At 62.0% G+C, this 17,501-nt stretch carries 14 protein-coding genes and 1 pseudogene; 7 read left to right on the top strand and 8 right to left on the bottom strand.

Annotated features, from left to right (window positions below; all coding sequences use genetic code 11):
* Nucleotides 1–154: 154 nt before the first annotated feature.
* Nucleotides 155–1,006, bottom strand: a complete 852-nt coding sequence (locus Q1V60_RS03095; protein ID WP_300627331.1) for an SDR family oxidoreductase — start codon at nt 1,004–1,006, stop codon at nt 155–157.
* Between the two features lie 188 nt (nt 1,007–1,194).
* Between Q1V60_RS03095 and exbB the strand changes: the two genes are divergently transcribed.
* From exbB to Q1V60_RS03060, 7 genes are all read left to right on the top strand, one after another.
* Nucleotides 1,195–2,169 carry a tonB-system energizer ExbB gene (exbB, locus tag Q1V60_RS03090; RefSeq protein WP_300627330.1) on the top strand — a complete coding sequence of 325 codons (975 nt, stop codon included), beginning with the start codon at nt 1,195–1,197 and terminating at the stop codon, nt 2,167–2,169.
* Nucleotides 2,170–2,175: 6 nt separating this feature from the next.
* Nucleotides 2,176–2,601 carry a TonB system transport protein ExbD gene (exbD, locus tag Q1V60_RS03085; RefSeq protein WP_124388770.1) on the top strand — a complete coding sequence of 142 codons (426 nt, stop codon included), beginning with the start codon at nt 2,176–2,178 and terminating at the stop codon, nt 2,599–2,601.
* A complete protein-coding gene (locus Q1V60_RS03080; protein ID WP_300627328.1) occupies nt 2,598–3,344 on the top strand; it encodes an energy transducer TonB in 747 nt (248 codons plus the stop codon). The genes exbD and Q1V60_RS03080 overlap by 4 nt, the downstream gene beginning before the upstream one ends.
* 157 nt (nt 3,345–3,501) lie before the next feature.
* Complete coding sequence (locus Q1V60_RS03075; RefSeq protein WP_300627327.1) at nt 3,502–4,422, top strand: hydrogen peroxide-inducible genes activator; 921 nt, start codon at nt 3,502–3,504, stop codon at nt 4,420–4,422.
* Between the two features lie 8 nt (nt 4,423–4,430).
* The gene (gene recG / locus Q1V60_RS03070; protein ID WP_300627326.1) at nt 4,431–6,506 is read left to right on the top strand and encodes an ATP-dependent DNA helicase RecG; all 2,076 of its coding nucleotides are present in this window, start codon (nt 4,431–4,433) and stop codon (nt 6,504–6,506) included.
* 77 nt (nt 6,507–6,583) lie between these two features.
* A complete protein-coding gene (locus Q1V60_RS03065; protein WP_300627324.1) occupies nt 6,584–7,984 on the top strand; it encodes an aminoacyl-tRNA deacylase and HDOD domain-containing protein in 1,401 nt (466 codons plus the stop codon).
* A 337-nt stretch (nt 7,985–8,321) separates the two neighbouring features.
* Nucleotides 8,322–8,645 (top strand): hypothetical protein, encoded by a 324-nt coding sequence (locus Q1V60_RS03060; protein ID WP_300627323.1) that lies wholly within the window; start codon nt 8,322–8,324, stop codon nt 8,643–8,645.
* Between the two features lie 473 nt (nt 8,646–9,118).
* On the opposite strand, the gene Q1V60_RS03055 is transcribed toward Q1V60_RS03060, so the two are convergent.
* The 7 genes and pseudogenes from Q1V60_RS03055 to Q1V60_RS03025 all read right to left on the bottom strand — a co-directional run.
* A complete protein-coding gene (locus Q1V60_RS03055; RefSeq protein WP_300627322.1) occupies nt 9,119–9,499 on the bottom strand; it encodes a helicase in 381 nt (126 codons plus the stop codon).
* A gap of 124 nt (nt 9,500–9,623) precedes the next feature.
* Entirely contained in the window at nt 9,624–10,547 is a 924-nt protein-coding gene (gene tagQ / locus Q1V60_RS03050) for a type VI secretion system-associated lipoprotein TagQ (RefSeq protein ID WP_300627321.1), read from the bottom strand.
* An 84-nt stretch (nt 10,548–10,631) separates the two neighbouring features.
* Nucleotides 10,632–12,344 carry an SUMF1/EgtB/PvdO family nonheme iron enzyme gene (locus Q1V60_RS03045; RefSeq protein ID WP_300627320.1) on the bottom strand — a complete coding sequence of 571 codons (1,713 nt, stop codon included), beginning with the start codon at nt 12,342–12,344 and terminating at the stop codon, nt 10,632–10,634.
* A complete protein-coding gene (locus Q1V60_RS03040) occupies nt 12,337–13,521 on the bottom strand; it encodes an ABC transporter permease (RefSeq protein WP_300627319.1) in 1,185 nt (394 codons plus the stop codon). Before Q1V60_RS03040 ends, Q1V60_RS03045 begins: the two co-directional genes overlap by 8 nt.
* Nucleotides 13,521–14,225: an ABC transporter ATP-binding protein gene (locus tag Q1V60_RS03035; RefSeq protein WP_300627318.1), complete on the bottom strand. Its 705-nt coding sequence runs from the start codon at nt 14,223–14,225 to the stop codon at nt 13,521–13,523. Before Q1V60_RS03035 ends, Q1V60_RS03040 begins: the two co-directional genes overlap by 1 nt.
* Complete coding sequence (locus Q1V60_RS03030) at nt 14,225–17,185, bottom strand: serine/threonine-protein kinase (RefSeq protein ID WP_300627333.1); 2,961 nt, start codon at nt 17,183–17,185, stop codon at nt 14,225–14,227. The genes Q1V60_RS03035 and Q1V60_RS03030 overlap by 1 nt, the downstream gene beginning before the upstream one ends.
* 8 nt (nt 17,186–17,193) lie before the next feature.
* Nucleotides 17,194–17,501 (bottom strand): annotated as a pseudogene (locus Q1V60_RS03025) (SpoIIE family protein phosphatase); the annotation flags it as partial.

Here is a 17,501-nt window from a genome sequence, read left to right as displayed (position 1 = left end):
CGCGCCAATGGCTGCTTGAAAAGCAATAACCCGCCTCGACCGAATCCAAATGTGGGAGCTGGCTTGTCTGCGATAACGGTATATCCGTCACCGCCCTGCCGGATGTGACGCCGTCATCGCAGGCAAGCCAACTCCTACATTTTCTTCACCGCGTTCAGCCCTTCAGAATGGCTGCGTACCCTTCGCGATACGTCGGATAGGTCGGTGCCCACCCAAGCGCCTTGGCCCGTGCATTGCTGCACCGTTTACTGCCCGCCCGCCGCACGCTGGCGTCCTCGGACCACTGCGTCACGCCCAGGTACTCGCGCAGCCAGCCCACCACTTCCGCCAATGGCGCAGGCGCGTTATCCACGCCGATATAGATCTTATCCAGCGAACCGCCCTGCTCCACATGACGCAGTAAAAACGCCAGCAAGCCCGCCGCGTCATCCGCGTGAATCCGGTTGCCATATAAAGGCGGGTCGATCGCCACGCGGTAACCCTGACGCACTTGGGTGAGCAGCCACTCACGGCCTGGGCCGTAAATGCCGGTCAATCGCACAACGCTTGCCGGGATACCGCTGTTAAGCGCGACTTGCTCGGCTTCGAGCATGACCTGGCCGGAATAACCCTTCGCCTGGGTTTCAGAAGTTTCGTCGACCCATTCGCCATTCTGCTGCCCATACACACTGCTGCTGGACACAAACAGCACGTGCCTGGGCTCCTGGCCATAATCCTGCAGCCACTCCAGCACATGCTTCAAACCCTGCACATACGCCGCGCGATAGCCGGCTTCATCGTGGTCTGTGGCCGCAGCGCAGTACACCAGGTAATCCACCCCGCCGAGCGGCCAGGTGTCGGGGCATGCTTTATCGAACAGATCGCCGGCGATACCGATCACACCACTGGGAAGGCGTGAAATATCACGGCGCAGGCCATGCACCTCCCATCCTCCGGCCAGCAATTGGCTAGCCAGCCGACTACCCACATCGCCACAACCGGCAATCACAACAGAAGGCGCAGACATCATAAAACTCCATTCTCAAAGGCGCAGATTAGCCGCGCGAGAGGATCAACGGCCAGTAAAAAGCGAAATAAAGTAACACTGCCACTTTAGTTAACAAGAATTACTTGCAATAATAACCACCCATTTGTCCTCGACCCACAGGGTCTGGCAGGACGATCAACCATTATTTTCACTCAGGTCCGGCCAGCATGACACGTAATACAAACCCCGCTTCGCCAACCAAGCTTCACAGCCCCTCCCGCGCCTGGCGTGCGATCGCTGCGATGCTGTTCAGCGTACTGCTGGCGCCGACCGCCGCTTTCGCTGATGCCACTGCACCCGCCGCTCCAGCCGCTGCCGAGCAGAATGTCGCTACCCCGGCTGCCCCTGCCGCCGCGCCAACCGCCACCGACCCGGCCCAGCCTGCGGCCCCGGCCGACGAAACGGGCGTAGTGCCGGAAGAAAACAACACCCTGGGCATGGCGCACGACCTGTCCCCATGGGGCATGTACCAGAACGCCGACGTGGTGGTAAAAGCCGTGATGATCGGCCTGGCCATCGCCTCGATCATCACCTGGACCATCTGGATCTCCAAGGGCTTCGAGCTGCTGGGCGCCAAGCGTCGTCTGCGCACTGAAATCGTCCACCTGAAAAAGGCCGCCACTCTTAAGGAAGCGAGTGAAACCGCTACCAAGAAGGGCACCCTGGCCAACCTGCTGGTGCATGACGCCCTCGAAGAAATGCGCCTGTCGGCCAACACCCGCGAAAAAGAAGGCATCAAGGAACGTGTCAGCTTCCGCCTGGAGCGCCTGGTGGCGGCCTGCGGTCGCAACATGAGCAGCGGCACCGGCGTGCTGGCGACCATCGGTTCCACCGCCCCCTTCGTCGGCCTGTTCGGCACCGTGTGGGGCATCATGAACAGCTTTATCGGCATCGCCAAAACCCAGACCACCAACCTCGCCGTGGTTGCCCCCGGTATCGCCGAAGCCTTGCTGGCTACCGCCCTGGGCCTGGTTGCCGCGATTCCTGCGGTGGTGATCTACAACGTCTTCGCCCGTTCGATTGCCGGCTACAAGGCCCAGGTATCGGACGCGTCGGCAGAAGTCCTGCTGCTGGTCAGCCGCGACCTCGATCACCTGCCTACCGAGCGCAGCTCGCAACCGCACATGGTGAAAGTGGGGTAATCGGCCATGGGCCTGCATTTGAATCAAGGCGACGACGAACTCGTCGAGAACCACGAAATCAACGTCACGCCGTTTATCGACGTGATGCTGGTGCTGCTGATCATCTTCATGGTGGCGGCACCGTTGGCCACCGTGGACATCAAGGTTGATCTCCCCGCCTCGAGCGCCAAGCCGGCGCCACGGCCGGAGAAACCGATTTTCCTCAGCGTGAAGGCGGACCAGCGCCTGTTCCTGGGCGAAGAAGAAGTCAAGGCTGAAACCCTGGGGCCGGTACTCGATGCCAAGACCCAAGGCAAGAAAGACACGACGATCTTCTTCCAGGCCGACAAGGGCGTGGACTACGGCGACCTGATGGGCGTGATGGATGCCCTGCGGGCAGCCGGCTACCTCAAGGTAGGCCTGGTCGGACTTGAGACGGCAGCCAAGAAATGATCACGACGCGCCACAAACTGACGCGTTATGGCACCAGCCTCGCAGTCGTGCTGGGCGTGCATGCCGTCGCGATCATCATCGCGCTTCAATGGTCCGCGCCGCAGGCGATCCCGTTGCCGCCGGCCGCGATGGTCATCGACCTGGCGCCCCTGCCGGCGCCACCGCCGCCTCCGGCACCGCCCAAAGTCGTTGCGCCACCGCCACCACCGGTCGAAGAGCTGCCTCTGCCGAAACTGGCCGAGGCGCCCAAGCCAACGATCCAGGTGCCCAAGCCGGTCAAGCCCAAGCCTAAGCCACAACCGCCCAAGCCGGTGGAGAAGAAGCCCGAGCCACCCAAGGAGAAACCTTCCGAGGAGCTACCGAGCGAAACGCCGCCGAGCAACGCACCTGCGCAAAAATCCGCGCAGCCCGCCCCAGGCCCATCGGCACAACAGATGGCCGCCCAGGCATCCTGGCAAAGTACCCTGCTGGCGCACCTGCAGAAGTACAAGAAGTACCCGCCGGGCGCGCAGCAGCGTGGCAAGGAAGGCATGAACCGCTTGCGCTTCGTGGTCGATGGCGAAGGCAATGTGCTGTCCTACGAGTTGGAGGGCCGCTCCGGCAACGCCGACCTGGACCGCGCCACGCTGGACATGATCCGCAAGGCTCAACCCTTGCCCAAGCCGCCCGCCGACCTGTTGAAAAACGGCAGTGTGGAACTCGTCGCACCGTTCGTTTACAACATCGACAAGCGCCGCCGCTAGCAGGGCAATGTGGGAGGGGTCCGTTCCTCCCACATTCACCTTCGGCAAATCAGCAAAATTACCGACAGCCTCAGCTCAATCCCCAGCAAAGTTCTGATAACGTGCGTCTATCGATTGCAGCCGGTATGCTTGGCCTGCAACCTCATGGACGCCCGCTATGACTCTTACAGAATTACGCTACATCGTTACCCTCGCCCAAGAGCAGCACTTCGGCCACGCGGCCGAGCGTTGCCACGTCAGCCAGCCGACGCTGTCGGTGGGCGTGAAAAAGCTTGAAGACGAACTCGGTGTGCTGATTTTCGAGCGCAGCAAGAGCGCCGTGCGCCTCACCCCAGTGGGTGAAGGCATCGTGGCCCAGGCCCAGAAGGTGCTGGAACAAGCCCAAAGCATTCGCGAACTGGCCCAGGCCGGCAAGAACCAGCTGACCGCACCGCTCAAGGTCGGCGCGATCTACACCGTCGGCCCCTACCTGTTCCCGCACCTGATCCCGCAACTGCACCGCGTCGCGCCGCAGATGCCGCTGTATATCGAAGAAAATTTCACCCACGTGCTGCGCGACAAACTGCGCAACGGCGAGCTTGACGCAATCATCATCGCCCTGCCGTTCAACGAAGCGGACGTCCTGACACTGCCGCTCTACGACGAACCATTCTACGTATTGATGCCGGCCTCCCACCCGTGGACCAAGCAAGACACCATCGATGCCAGCCTGCTCAATGACAAGAGCCTGCTGCTGCTCGGCGAAGGCCACTGCTTCCGCGACCAGGTGTTGGAAGCCTGCCCGACCCTGACCAAGGGTAACGACGGCGCCAAGCACACCACGGTGGAATCCAGTTCCCTGGAGACCATTCGCCATATGGTCGCGTCCGGCCTGGGTATTTCGATCCTGCCGTTGTCGGCGGTAGACAGCCATCATTACGCCCCCGGCGTGATCGAAGTGCGCCCCCTCACGCCACCGGTGCCCTTCCGTACCGTGGCGATCGCCTGGCGCGCCAGCTTTCCACGGCCAAAAGCAATTGAGATCCTCGCCGACTCGATACGCCTGTGCTCGGTGGCCAAACCGCCTGCCGCGAGCTAAGTAACGGTATGACAGAGCTGTCGCAGGTGCCGGTCACGGCACTCAAGGGTGTCGGTGAAGCCATGGCCGAAAAACTGGCCAAGGTGGGCCTGGAAAACCTTCAGGACGTGCTGTTCCACCTGCCGCTGCGCTACCAGGATCGCACCCGCGTCGTACCCATGGGCCAGTTGCGTCCTGGCCAGGATGCGGTGGTCGAAGGCACTGTCAGTGGCGCCGACGTGGTGATGGGCAAGCGCCGCAGCTTGGTGGTGCGCCTGCAGGACGGCACCGGCGGCCTGAGCCTGCGCTTTTACCATTTCAGCAATGCGCAGAAAGAAGGCCTCAAGCGCGGCACCCGCGTGCGCTGCTACGGCGAAGCGCGTCCGGGGGCCTCGGGCCTGGAGATCTACCACCCGGAGTACCGCGCCATTACCGGCGACGAACCGCCGCCGGTAGACACAACGCTTACGCCTATCTACCCGCTGACCGAAGGCCTCACCCAGCAGCGCCTGCGCCAGCTATGCATGCAAACCCTGACGATGCTCGGCCCACAAAGCCTGCCCGACTGGCTGCCGCTGGAGCTGGCCCGCGATTATCAACTGGCACCGCTGGCGGATGCGATTCGCTACTTGCATCACCCGCCGGCCGACGCCGATGTCGACGAACTCGCCCTCGGCCATCACTGGGCGCAGCATCGCCTGGCCTTTGAAGAACTGCTCACGCATCAACTGTCCCAGCAGCGCCTGCGCGAAAGCATGCGCTCGCTGCGCGCACCGGCGATGCCCAAGGCCACGCGCCTGCCCGCCCAATACCTGGCCAACCTTGGCTTCGCGCCGACCGGCGCCCAGCAACGCGTGGGCAACGAGATCGCCTATGACCTCAGCCAGCAGGAACCGATGCTGAGATTGATCCAGGGCGACGTGGGCGCGGGCAAGACCGTGGTCGCCGCCCTCGCCGCCTTGCAGGCCCTGGAAGCCGGTTACCAGGTCGCGCTGATGGCGCCGACGGAGATTCTCGCGGAACAGCACTTCATCACCTTCAAACGCTGGCTCGAGCCGCTCGGGCTGGAAGTCGCGTGGCTGGCGGGCAAGCTCAAGGGCAAGAACCGTGCGACCGCCCTGGCGCAAATCGCCGCCGGCGCGCCCATGGTGGTGGGCACCCATGCGCTGTTCCAGAACGAAGTGCAATTCAAGAACCTGGCGCTGGTGATCATCGACGAACAGCACCGCTTCGGCGTGCAACAGCGTCTGGCCCTGCGCCAGAAAGGCGTGGGTGGGCGCATGAACCCGCACCAGTTGATCATGACCGCCACGCCGATCCCACGCACCCTGGCGATGAGCGCCTACGCCGACCTCGACACCTCGATCCTCGACGAACTGCCGCCCGGCCGTACGCCGGTCAACACCGTGCTGGTCACCGACACGCGGCGCGTCGAAGTGATCGAGCGTGTGCGCGGCGCCTGCGCTGAAGGCCGCCAGGCTTACTGGGTGTGTACGCTGATCGAAGAGTCCGAAGAGCTGACCTGCCAGGCCGCCGAAACCACCTACGAAGACCTCACCAGCGCCCTCGGCGAGCTTAAGGTCGGGCTGATCCATGGTCGAATGAAACCAGCCGAAAAAGCGGCGGTGATGGCCGAATTCAAGGCCGGCAACCTGCAATTGCTCGTGGCCACCACCGTGATCGAAGTCGGCGTGGACGTGCCCAACGCCAGCCTGATGATCATCGAAAACCCCGAACGCCTGGGCCTGGCCCAACTGCACCAGTTGCGCGGCCGCGTCGGCCGGGGCAGCGCCGCCAGCCATTGCGTGCTGCTGTATCACCCGCCGCTGTCGCAGATCGGCCGCCAACGGCTGGGCATCATGCGCGAAACCAACGACGGCTTTGTCATTGCCGAAAAGGACCTCGAGCTGCGCGGCCCGGGCGAAATGCTCGGCACTCGCCAAACCGGTTTGCTGCAATTCAAAGTCGCAGACCTGATGCGCGACGCCGACCTGTTGCCCGCTGTGCGCGATGCGGCGCAAGCGCTGCTGGAACGCTGGCCGGAACATGTCAGCCCCCTGCTCAACCGCTGGCTGCGGCACGGGCAGCAATACGGCCAAGTGTGACGACTGGCTCACTTATCCGACCTACAGCTGTGTCAAGCTGGTTATACTCCAATGACTGTAAGAAATTGGATCAGGCCATGTCAGAAGTTGCCCTCGCTACAGCCCCACTGACCGCCCCGTCGGTCATTCGGGCACTGCTCGCAAAGCTCGCCATTCCCTACACGGAAGTCGCCGAGCAGCCTGGCCTGAACCCTGCACGAAAGGTCCAGGCGGTACTGCTCGAAGATGCCGTCGGCGCGCTCATGGTGCTGTTCCCCCAAAGCCAACTGCTTGACCTCAACCGCCTCACCGAACTGACCGGGCGCCGCCTCACGGCCGTGGGGCCGGAGCGCGTCGAGCGCATGCTGGGCAAACATGATCTGAACCTGCTGCCGGGCTTGCCGGCGCTTACCAGTTCGCCCTGCCTCTATGAAGGCAGCCTGCTCAACGAGCCGAGTCTGTTAGTGCATTCGGGCGAAGCCGGGTTGCTGCTGGAAATCGCCAGCGAGCATTTCAAGAGCATGCTGACCAAAGCCAGCGCCGCTCATTTCGGCGAGCCGCTGAGCAACATTCGCCCCAATCTCGACCGCCCCAATGATGACCGTGAGGAAATCACCCAGGCGATGCAGGCATTCACTGCCCGCCGCATTCAGCAACGCCTGGAAGCAACCATCGAGATTCCGCCGCTGGCCGACACCGCGCAGAAAATCATCAAACTGCGCGTCGACCCCAACGCCACCATCGATGACATCACCGGCGTGGTGGAAACCGACCCGGCCCTGGCCGCCCAAGTGGTGAGCTGGGCGGCGTCGCCCTACTACGCTTCGCCGGGCAAGATCCGCTCGGTGGAAGACGCCATCGTGCGCGTGCTGGGCTTCGATCTGGTGATCAACCTGGCACTTGGCCTGGCCCTGGGCAAAACCCTGAGCCTGCCCAAGGACCGCCCGCACCCGTCCACGCCGTACTGGCACCAGTCGATCTACACCGCTGCCGTGATCGAAGGCCTGACCCGCGCCATGCCACGCGCCCAGCGCCCGGAAGCCGGCCTCACCTACCTTGCAGGCTTGCTGCACAACTTTGGTTACCTGCTGCTGGCCCATGTGTTCCCGCCGCACTTCTCGCTGATCTGCCGTCACCTGGAGGTCAACCCGCACCTGTGCCACAGCTACGTGGAACAACACCTGCTGGGCATCAGCCGCGAACAGATCGGCGCCTGGCTGATGCGCTATTGGGACATGCCGGACGAACTGTCCACCGCCCTGCGCTTTCAGCATGACCCGACCTATGACGGGCAATACGCCGAGTACCCGAACCTGGTGTGCTTGGCCGTGCGCCTGTTGCGCAGTCGAGGGATTGGTTCCGGACCCGATGAGACGATTCCGGACGCGTTGCTGGAGCGTTTGGGGCTGAGCCGCGACAAGGCTGAGGAAGTCGTTGGTAAGGTGTTGGATGCCGAAGTGCTGTTGCGCGAATTGGCGTCTCAGTTCAGCCAGGGGTAAATCCGTAGACGGTTAGACCGCCTTCGCGAGCAAGCCCGTTCCCACATTCGACCGAATTCCAACTTTGAAATGTCGCCGAATGTGGGGCGCTTGCCTGCGATGAATTCGCCATGGTGTCCCTGCTAGACCGTTCAAGTCTTCTTTTTCTTCGGCTTCAAATAGTTGGCTCCCCCTTTAAACTAGAAATCTTTCTTATCGCCTGAAATTAACTTGAACTTATTCGACGATTGAATATAGGTTATTTCCAATAGATATGAAAAACTGCCAACTTTCATAGGTTCGCCTTTGTATTGATTTCGCATCATAGGCCTTCCTTAAATAATATGGCGCGCTCAATATGATTAATTACCCTGATTATAAAAATTTCACATACGTAGGGGGTGAGAATGGATTCCGCCCGAAACTAGGTTGGGGTGAAGTCCCAGAAAAACTTACCGACAAAGAAAATAAAATCTCTCTTACTGTATATGATCAGCAGCACCAGCAATACACTGGCCGCAAGGTTAGCCTGTGCTGTAATGACGACCCATCGGGTCCAAAGTGGGTGTTAACTATCCAGCTCCCCAACGGGGAACAAAAATCTTTCAACAGCAGCGAAAGTTCTGCGATTATTAGAATATTTAAATCAACCACTGACCTTTCACTTATCACATCGAAATAGCAAATAAACCTGCTTAGGAGATCACTCATGCCAGTCACGCAAACGCGACACGGCAATCGTTACGAAAGTAGGAAACACAACTCCATCCTCTCCCGTAACAATCAGCATAGTAACAATTAAACCTGACGATGGAAGTGCGGCGTTCAGTTGGGCCGTCGGGGGTTTTATACTTGCAGTGGGGAACAGAGTTAAATTTGTGCGTAACCACGGAAAAAAGCTCGTCAACTGTCGGAGGCGTAGAGCCGGCATAGAGCTAATAGTATTGAAGTGTCTGAGTTATGCTCACTCGGACAATATAGGGCTTTGTGTGAACAGGCTTCCCCGTTCAGCCAGGAATAAATGCCAGTCTGTTAAGTCGCATTCGCGGGTAAGCCCGCTCCCACAGTTGATTGCATTCCAAACCTGGAACTCGGTTAACTATGGAAGCTGGCTTGCCTGCGATGAATTCACCTCGGTATCCCTGCCGGAACCGTTCAAGCCTTCTTCTTTTTCTTCGGCTTCAAGTACTTGGTCAACCCCTGGAACCAGATTACCAGCGCCGGGTTGCCCTTGATCTGGATCGACTTGTCCTGAATTCCGGTCATGAACGCCAGTTGCTTGTTCTTCGCCTGCATCGTGGCAAAACCGTAGGCGGCATCCTTGAAGGCAATCGCAAACGCCGGCGCCGGGTGCACGCCCGAGCGGCTGGTGATGCGCTGGTCTTTGACGATGAAGTGACGGGCAACCTTGCCGTCGAGGGTCTGCAGTTGGAAGGCCAGGTCTTTGTCACCTAGCTGCTGCTGAAAGGCGGGATTGGTGCGGCTGGCTTTGCCCATCATCAGGCCCAGCACCCACAGAAGAAAACGAAATTTCATGCACACGGCCTCGGTGTAATTATTGAGTGGCCGCAGCAGTGTAACGATTTGCAAACAGAACGCCACCGATCTCGCGCTTTAGCGGGAGATCGGCTGGCGTTTAACGCTTATAGCAACATGTTACTTAAACGTTAGGGCAAGGTACCGGTGCCCAGTCGGCCAGGTTTGGATCGCGGCAAGTGCCTTCGATCTGGGTTTTGCCTGCACTGGCGACCTGTTTGCTTTCAGCCTGCTTGGCCTGAACGGTCTGGATGCTCTTCTCGGTGGTTACCGCTTCTTTCGGCACAGTCGGGAGCACTGGCTTCTTAGCCGGCTTGACTGTTTTCTTGCCTTTGGCCGGCGCCACCACAGGGGTGGTATCGGCGGTCGCCACGGTCATCACGTCTTTGCGTTGCACGCCAACCTGTTGCAGGTCTTTCTCGTAGGCCTGGGTGTAGTTGTTCAGGTCTTCGCTGGCTTTGCCGTTGACCGCAACGATCAAGTCATTGGATTCCTTCAGGCCCGAAACGATTTCCGCCAGGCGCTTGCGGCCTTCAGTGTCGTTGACGGCCTTGGCCTTGCGGTCTGCCACCAGCTTGGTGAATGCGCTCTGGTAGCACTGTTGCGACGCCTTGGCATACGCGGTGCTACGGTCGATGTCGGAGGCGCTTTTGTTGAAGTCGGTGGAGTAAGAAGCGATGCGCTGGTTGTCATCGGCGATCTGCTTTTGACGCTCGGTGTAATAGCCCGCCGCGCCACCCGCCAGGGCACCGCCCGCTGCGCCGATAGCGGCGTTACGGCCGCGCTTTTCCTTGTCGCCGGTGATGGCGCCCAGCAATGCACCGCCGGCCGCGCCGATAGCGGCGCCGGTCACCACGGATTTGGTCATGTTCGAATCGGTAGCGCGCAGGTGCTGCACCGGCTCGTAGCAGTTCGGGTAGTACTCAACTTTGGTGCTCGACGCAACCTTGGACGAAGGCGACGTAGCACAACCGGTCAACACGGTGCTGAAACCAGCCGCGATCAGCAGCAGGTGACGCTTGGAAACCGACTTACGGGAAAAAAGCATAGGTGTGATCTCTATTAAGTTTGACATGCCCAGCACGGCCCACCGCCGCCTGAGTCCCTTCCAAGCTCGCTAGACAGCCAACGATCAAGACCGCTGACCGCTCGCTGCGAGCAATTCCTTCAAGATCGTTGCCGGGTCGGCCCGCTGTTGCTTGCGGTAGTTGCCGACATGGCGAACGAACAGTGTCGCGCGCGTCACCAGGCTCTTGCCGAGCACCGGCTTGCGATCCAACTCTTCCTTGATCCGTTGAAACTGGGCCTGGATCACCGCATCGGTGTAGCGCGTGCCGGTGGCCAGGTTATCGATGTAGATCGCCACCGCGCCGTCCAGCGCGCTGCGCCCATTGGCGATGGCCATGTCGAACAGCTGCGCGCTAGCCGTGTCCTTGTTATCCACGGCCTGCTGGCGACTTTTCTGTAGGTTGGCCAGGCGGATGTTGTAGTTGCTGATAGTCTCGGCCACCAATGCAGCAGACTGGATCAGGTTGCCCGCCGCTTCTTCGCGCTGCTGGGCGATCAGCGAAACATTGCGCTTGAGCTCCTCATTGACCAGCCCCAGTTCGGCTTGCAGCTTGGGGTCGACACTGGCGGCGATGATGCTGTCCAGGCGCTTGGTCGGGTCCTGGGCGTCATCGATGGCGTCGGTCAGCGAAGCCAGGCGGCCTTCTTTCTGCCACTGTGCAAACAGCTCCTTGTAGCGCGAGCGCGGCGCCGACAGCGCGCCGATCGCCACGCGAAACCCGGTGGTCTCGTTGCTTTGCTCGGTGCCATCGGCTGCGAACAGCGGGTACTCGCGGCGCATGCCGGTGAATAACGTGCCTTCGCCCTCCAGGTAATTGCCGCCCTTGACCACGAAGCCGCCATAGGTGCCCTGACGGCGCCCGGCGTGCACCAGCTGGAAGGATTCCTGAACCATTTCCGCGGCGTTGCCGATCACGTCGAACATACCGATCGGATTAGGCAGCTTGGTGCCGATGGGCATCAGCCGCGCAGCCTGCCCCGTGCCACCGGCGACCTGGTTGAACACGGCGTAGTCGCCCAGTGGCCCGTCGCTTTCGCTGCCCTCGACACGGCGTGGAAACAGGCGCCCTTCCAAGTCCTGGCGACTCACCGCCTGGCCACCGCGCGCGGCGAATTCCCATTCCACTTCGGTGGGCAGTCGCACAAAGCCCAGGCCGCCGTCTTCGGCCGAGGCGCCGCGGCCGCTCACCGGCAGCAAGTCGCGGTGGTATTTCATCAGCCAGGCGCTGTACACCGCCGAAAAACGCTCAGCCTCAAAGCGCGACAGTTTCACTTTCGGCAGGCGCGCGGCCATGCCGGTGGGCGCGTCACAGGCCGGGGCCGGCTCGCCGCCGGCCAGGGATTGCGCCTGGGCCATCACCTGGGCGTACTGGCGGGCGGTCACTTCGTACTTGCCGATGAAATACAGCATAGGCTTGAGCGGGGTTTTAGCGTCGGTCTTCGGCATCAGCGGTGCGATGACGGTGTTCCAGTCTTTGGGCAGATCCTTGAGTGTGAACTGGCCATTGATGAAGTCGCGCCGGTAACCTGAGATAAACGACTGCTGGTAGCCCGCCTCGCCTTCGGCAAAGGGATAGCCGAGGCTCACCTCTCGGTCGTCCAGCGTGCCCTGGGCCAACACGTACGCGTAGCGGAACACCATATGGCCTTCGCACGGCAGCGGCAGGCTCACGTCGTCCGGCAACGGCTTGGGGTTGTCGAGCTTGTCGCTTGCCTCATCGGCCCAGGCCAGCGAGGCCAGGCTCAGCGCCACACAGGCGCCCAATAACTTAAACATCTCTGATTCCTTCAGAAGCCTGGATACGCGCCACTCGCCACCCCCCACACGCCGCCGCCACGGCGCTGACGCCGAGCACGGCAACCAGGGCCAGGCCGTAGTGACGCGCCAACAGATGGCTGGCGTATTCGCCCGGCACCTGCACGAATAATCGATTCAAACCCGCTTCGGCCAGGCCATACAACCCGGCGCTGAGTACGGCGGCAAAACTCGCACTGTAAAGCGCCTGCATCACCACGAACAGCAACAGCGCGGCGGTGGAAAATCCCAACAGGCGCAACACCGACAACTCCCGGCGCTTGCGCGCCACCGCAGCCAACGCACCGGCGAAAGTCGCTGCAAACGCACCGCCCAAGGCCAACCCGCAGATGATCCAGAATACGATCGACAGGTTGCGACTCAACGACTGCACCTGGGCGATGGTGTTTGCCTGGGTCGACACCAGCAAATTCTGCTCGGCGAAATACAGGCGCAGCGGTTCCACATCGTAGAGCCCGCGCGCATACAAGCGAAACGCCGGATACACCCGCTGCTCGTCCACACCCGCCGCATCACCACTCCACGCCAGCGCCGGCACTGCACGACCATCGCGATAATCTTCCACCGCCTCCAGCAACGCCAAGTCAGCAAACAGCCCGTCACGGGCGAAGGCTTGCAACGGCAATACCGCCTGCACCTGCACCCGCGTGCGCTGGGCCTCGACGCGCCCTGCCAGTTGCCGCGCAAAGCGGGTCTCCAGCCAGTCGCCGGGCCGCGCCGCGAGCTTCTCGGCGGCGGTATGGCTCAGCACGATCTGGTCCAGGCCCTTGGGCATCGGCAAGCCGACCAGCAGCGGATCGCCCGACGCGGTCGGCAGCATTTCCAATACCAGGGTCCCGACCTGCGCCGTCGCCGCTATCTGCCGCGTGCGCGGTATGGCAAACGCCACATCGTTACGTTGGCCGAGCTGCTCGACAAAGGCGCTGCTGAATCGACCGCCGCCCAACGGAATAATTTCACGGGTAGCAGGGTCGGTCTCCAAGCGTTGGGTCAAACTGCTAACCAGTCCAAATTTCAGGCCAAATAACACCAGCAACGGCGCGATGACCGCCACCAGCGCGAGCACCGAGCAGGCCGACAGCCACGCGTCGTTGCGGTAGTCCTGCCAGGCGAGCGATGCGACCAGGCCGATACGCATCAGCAGGCCTCCCCGAGGGTCGCCGTGACACCGCCGTCAGCATCGCGACGGCAACCGATGTGGCGCACCTGCAAGCCACTGGCGCGTGCCAGCGGCTCATCATGCGTGGCGATCACACAGGCGGCGCGGTGTTCACGGGCCTGGGCCAGCAGCGCCTGCATCACGCGCTCGGCGTTGAGCGGGTCGAGGGAAGCCGTCGGTTCATCGGCCAGCACCAGCTGCGGTGCATGGGCCAAGGCACGGGCACAGCTCACGCGTTGGCGCTGGCCCACCGACAGCGCTGCCGGGCGCTTTTCCAACTGGTCGGCAATTTCCAACTGCTCGGCCAGGCGCGCCACGCTGCCGTCGTCCTTTAGACCCAACAACTGCCGGGACAAGGCTATATTGCCGCGCACATCAAGGAACTCCAGCAGCCCGCCGGTTTGCAGCACATAGCCCAAATGCCGTCGGCGCAATTGGGCCAAAGCGGTTTGTCGGTCTGCGCGCCACAATTCACCCATGTCGATCTGGTTGAACTCAAACTGCCCGATCCGATCCGGCGCCAACACCAGCGCCAGCATATCCAGCAAGGTGCTCTTGCCGCAGCCGCTGGGCCCGACAATCGCCAGTTGCTCACCCGCGCGCAGGTGCAGCGCCGGAATCACCAGGCTATAGCGCTGGCTGCCGACGCCCCGGCTCTTGTGCACCGCGTTCAGGCTCAGCATCACGGCAACGTCGACAACGGCACGCGGTACAACGCGTCGCCCGGCTCGGCATCGCCGAAACGCACCCAGTTGGCCAGGTCATTGTGGAAGGTTTCGTAGAGGCGGATTTTCGAATCCAGCTCGTCGATAAAATCTTCCTGTTCGGCCACGCTCAACGACAACCATAAATCCTGGGTCATGTTCAGCGATTTGCTGCGATACGGCAGGCCCTCAAGATATTCGCCCAACAGGCCGCCGTCGGCCAGGTTGCCACCCTTGCGCAGGGCTTGCGGGTCACGGCTCATATAGGCCGAGGCGCTGGCGATTTCCTGGAAAAAGTCCTTGGGCGAGCTTTGGGTTTTGCGCGCCGCATCAACGATTAGTTTCAGCGACTGTTGCAGGTCGTTCAGTTGCAGCTTGGTCAGCATCACGCACACCTGGAACGCCGGCAACGCCGGGTTGGTCAGGTCGCGGTCGGCGGTCCAGGCGCTGACCAGTTGCGGTGCCTGGCTCGCGGTTTTGCGGCCAAGGAAGTCCATGTGCATCGCATAACCGACCGCTGCGGATTTGTCTGCCAGACTTGGCGCGCCACTGAGCAACGGCACCGGCTGCGGCGTGTTGCTGCGCACCTGATGCACAAGGTTGGCGAACACCGTGCCGATCTCATCGACGCGCTCGCCCAGCTTGCGCACGTCGCCTCCCGGCACCGGCGTGTACAAGTCGCCGATCTGTGGATTGGCGTCGGCGGTAAGGACGCGATACTGGCTCTCCGCGCCGGCATGGGTTTTCTTGCCGGCATCGGTGCGCAGATGCAACGCGTAGATCTTGATCTGCTTACCCAGCGCCGCCTGGCGCACTTCGGCTTCGTTCATCTGAGTGGCGGCGAACGGGTCATTCTTGCGCAGCGCACCGGCATCGGAGACCAGCAGGATGATGCGCCCGCCGTAGCCGGACCAATCCATGCCGTCCACCGCCTGCATCACCCCGGCAAACGCGTCTTCGTTGAACGAGTGGCTGGACACCGTCGAGGCTTTGACCTGCCGCGCCATGTCCAGGAAGCGCTGCGGATCGCGGCCCTGGTCGAGAGTGATCAGGGTCTTGGCCACGTATTCCAGGCCGGGGGTTTTCTTGATGCTGTTGCGAAAGCCCACCAAGCCGAAGCTGACGCTGTCCAACTCCCCGCGCTCGGCGATACGGGTTTGCAGTTCGTGCACCACATCGCGCACTTGGTCGATGTAGGGCTGCATCGACACGGTGGTGTCAACCACCAGCACCACAGCGGTACGGAAGGCATCGGCATGGGCGCTGATCGCGGGAGCCGCCGCCTTGGCGGCTGCGCTGCTGCCAGGGTCGATGGACGCGACATTAAGCAACTGCACCGGCTGGCCGTTTTCGTCGAAGCTTTCCTTGGAATCAAAGATCGGCAACAAGTAGAACTGGTTTTGCGGCACCGCGCTGGCCGTGGGTTCCAGGGCCAGGACTTGCTGATTATCTTCGCGGTTGGCCTGCGCCTTGCTCAACGCACTTTTCGCCGCCGCAGGATCGGCCAGCAGCTTTTCCACCTCACCGGACTGGCGCAGGAACATCACCGGCGCGCGGCCTGAGCGCTCGGTGAATTTGAGCACCAGGCTCTGCTTCCAGTCACTGACTTGCGCGGCCGGCAACCACCCCTCGCTGCGCCCATCGGTAGCGGCGCCGACACGCACCCAAGGGCTGCCGTCGAGATCTTTGCGCTGGTACACATAAAGCACGGAAAACGCCGGCAAGGCCTTGTCCGGCGCACTGCCCGCATCGCTGGAAAGTTTGGCGCCGGGCTTGCTGAGTACGCGCTGGAACAAGGTCTTCTTGCCGGCCATCAGCAACGGACGCTGACCACCGTCGGCCACCGCGACCGCCGCAGGTGGCGCCGATTCAGGCACCACGGCAGCAGGCGGTTTGACCGGTTCATCGGCGCCGCTCAACCACCAATAACTGGCGCCACCAATGGCCAGGGCAACCGCCACTGCAACCGCCGCCAGCGCCAATACCGGCCCACGGCGCTGCTCGCTGTGTTGCCTCGACGCCCCCGCCGGCTGACGCACCGGTTGAGGCTTGTCCGTGGGTATTTCGATGGACTCCGGCGTGATGCCCGCCAGGTCAAAAGTCATCGGGATCGGCAGCGGCCGCACCAACGTGGCTTCCGGCGAATCCATCGGCAGTTGATCCAGCGCCAGCAGCAACGCCGCCGCATCCGGATAACGCTCCGCCGGGTCCTTGGCCAACAGCTTGCGCAGCACGCCCTGGTAACGGCCATGGTGCACCGGCAGCTCCGGCAAGGGTTCAGTCAGATGGGCCAGGGCGGTGGAGAGCGCGTCGGTTCCGCGGTAGGGCAACTCGCCGACCAGAATTTCGTAAAGCACCACGCCCAGTGCATACAGGTCGGCGCGACCGTCGATTTCCTGGCCGCGCGCCTGTTCCGGGCTCATGTAGCTCGGCGTGCCTACGGCGAAACCGGCCTGGGTGAATTGGGTGCGGTCGTCCAGGGACTTGGCGATGCCGAAATCCGACAACACCGCCGTGCCATCGGCGCGGAACAGGATGTTTGCCGGCTTCACATCGCGGTGCACCAGCCCTTGGGCATGGGCATAACCGAGCGCCGAGGCGATCTGGCGGATCAGCGTCACGCCCTGCTCCGGGGTCAATCCGGCGGCGATACGCTCTTTGAGCGTACCGTTGGGCAGGTATTCCATGGCCATGTAATACAGCTCACCGACGTTGCCGATGTCATGGATGGTGACCGTGTGCGGGTGGGACAGGCGCGCCAGGGTCTTGCCTTCGCGCAGGAAGCGCTCGCAGAACGTCGGGTCGGCTGCCAACGCCGCCGCCATGACTTTCAGCGCCACTTTGCGCTCCAGGGAACGCTGGGTCGCCAGGTAGACGCTGGCCATCGCGCCTTCACCGATCGGCCCTTCGATGTCGTAGCCAGGGATGACAATGTTCAAGGTCAAGCTCATGACGGCACCTTCACGACAACCACGGTGATGTTGTCCGGCGCGCCACGCATCAGGCCCAGGGACACCAGGCTACTGGCGATCTCGCCGGGATCATCGTGGTTCAGGACTTCACGGATTTCATCGTCCTCGACGGTCTTGGTCAGGCCGTCGCTGCACAGCAAGTAGCTGTCGCCGGGCACCAGCAGCAGCTCGACCATCGCCAGATTCAGTTGCGCCTCGACCCCGATGGCACGGGTAACGATGTTGGCCCGTGGATGCACCCGGGCTTCGGCTTCGCTGAGCAGGCCACTGTCCTGCAGGTCCT

Source organism: Pseudomonas sp. (assembly GCF_030147005.1).
Taxonomy (GTDB): Bacteria; Pseudomonadota; Gammaproteobacteria; order Pseudomonadales; family Pseudomonadaceae; genus Aquipseudomonas.
Note: the sequence above shows the minus strand (reverse complement) of the source record. Positions and strands in the feature narration are given on the sequence as shown.

Bases quoted from the DNA above. Each gene is read 5' to 3' on its own strand.
- Q1V60_RS03095 (WP_300627331.1), bottom strand. From the start codon at position 1,006: ATGTCTGCGCCTTCTGTTGTGATTGCCGGTTGTGGCGATGTGGGTAGT.
- exbB (WP_300627330.1), top strand. From the start codon at position 1,195: ATGACACGTAATACAAACCCCGCTTCGCCAACCAAGCTTCACAGCCCC.
- exbD (WP_124388770.1), top strand. From the start codon at position 2,176: ATGGGCCTGCATTTGAATCAAGGCGACGACGAACTCGTCGAGAACCAC.
- Q1V60_RS03080 (WP_300627328.1), top strand. From the start codon at position 2,598: ATGATCACGACGCGCCACAAACTGACGCGTTATGGCACCAGCCTCGCA.
- Q1V60_RS03075 (WP_300627327.1), top strand. From the start codon at position 3,502: ATGACTCTTACAGAATTACGCTACATCGTTACCCTCGCCCAAGAGCAG.
- recG (WP_300627326.1), top strand. From the start codon at position 4,431: ATGACAGAGCTGTCGCAGGTGCCGGTCACGGCACTCAAGGGTGTCGGT.
- Q1V60_RS03065 (WP_300627324.1), top strand. From the start codon at position 6,584: ATGTCAGAAGTTGCCCTCGCTACAGCCCCACTGACCGCCCCGTCGGTC.
- Q1V60_RS03060 (WP_300627323.1), top strand. From the start codon at position 8,322: ATGATTAATTACCCTGATTATAAAAATTTCACATACGTAGGGGGTGAG.
- Q1V60_RS03055 (WP_300627322.1), bottom strand. From the start codon at position 9,499: ATGAAATTTCGTTTTCTTCTGTGGGTGCTGGGCCTGATGATGGGCAAA.
- tagQ (WP_300627321.1), bottom strand. From the start codon at position 10,547: ATGCTTTTTTCCCGTAAGTCGGTTTCCAAGCGTCACCTGCTGCTGATC.
- Q1V60_RS03045 (WP_300627320.1), bottom strand. From the start codon at position 12,344: ATGTTTAAGTTATTGGGCGCCTGTGTGGCGCTGAGCCTGGCCTCGCTG.
- Q1V60_RS03040 (WP_300627319.1), bottom strand. From the start codon at position 13,521: ATGCGTATCGGCCTGGTCGCATCGCTCGCCTGGCAGGACTACCGCAAC.
- Q1V60_RS03035 (WP_300627318.1), bottom strand. From the start codon at position 14,225: ATGCTGAGCCTGAACGCGGTGCACAAGAGCCGGGGCGTCGGCAGCCAG.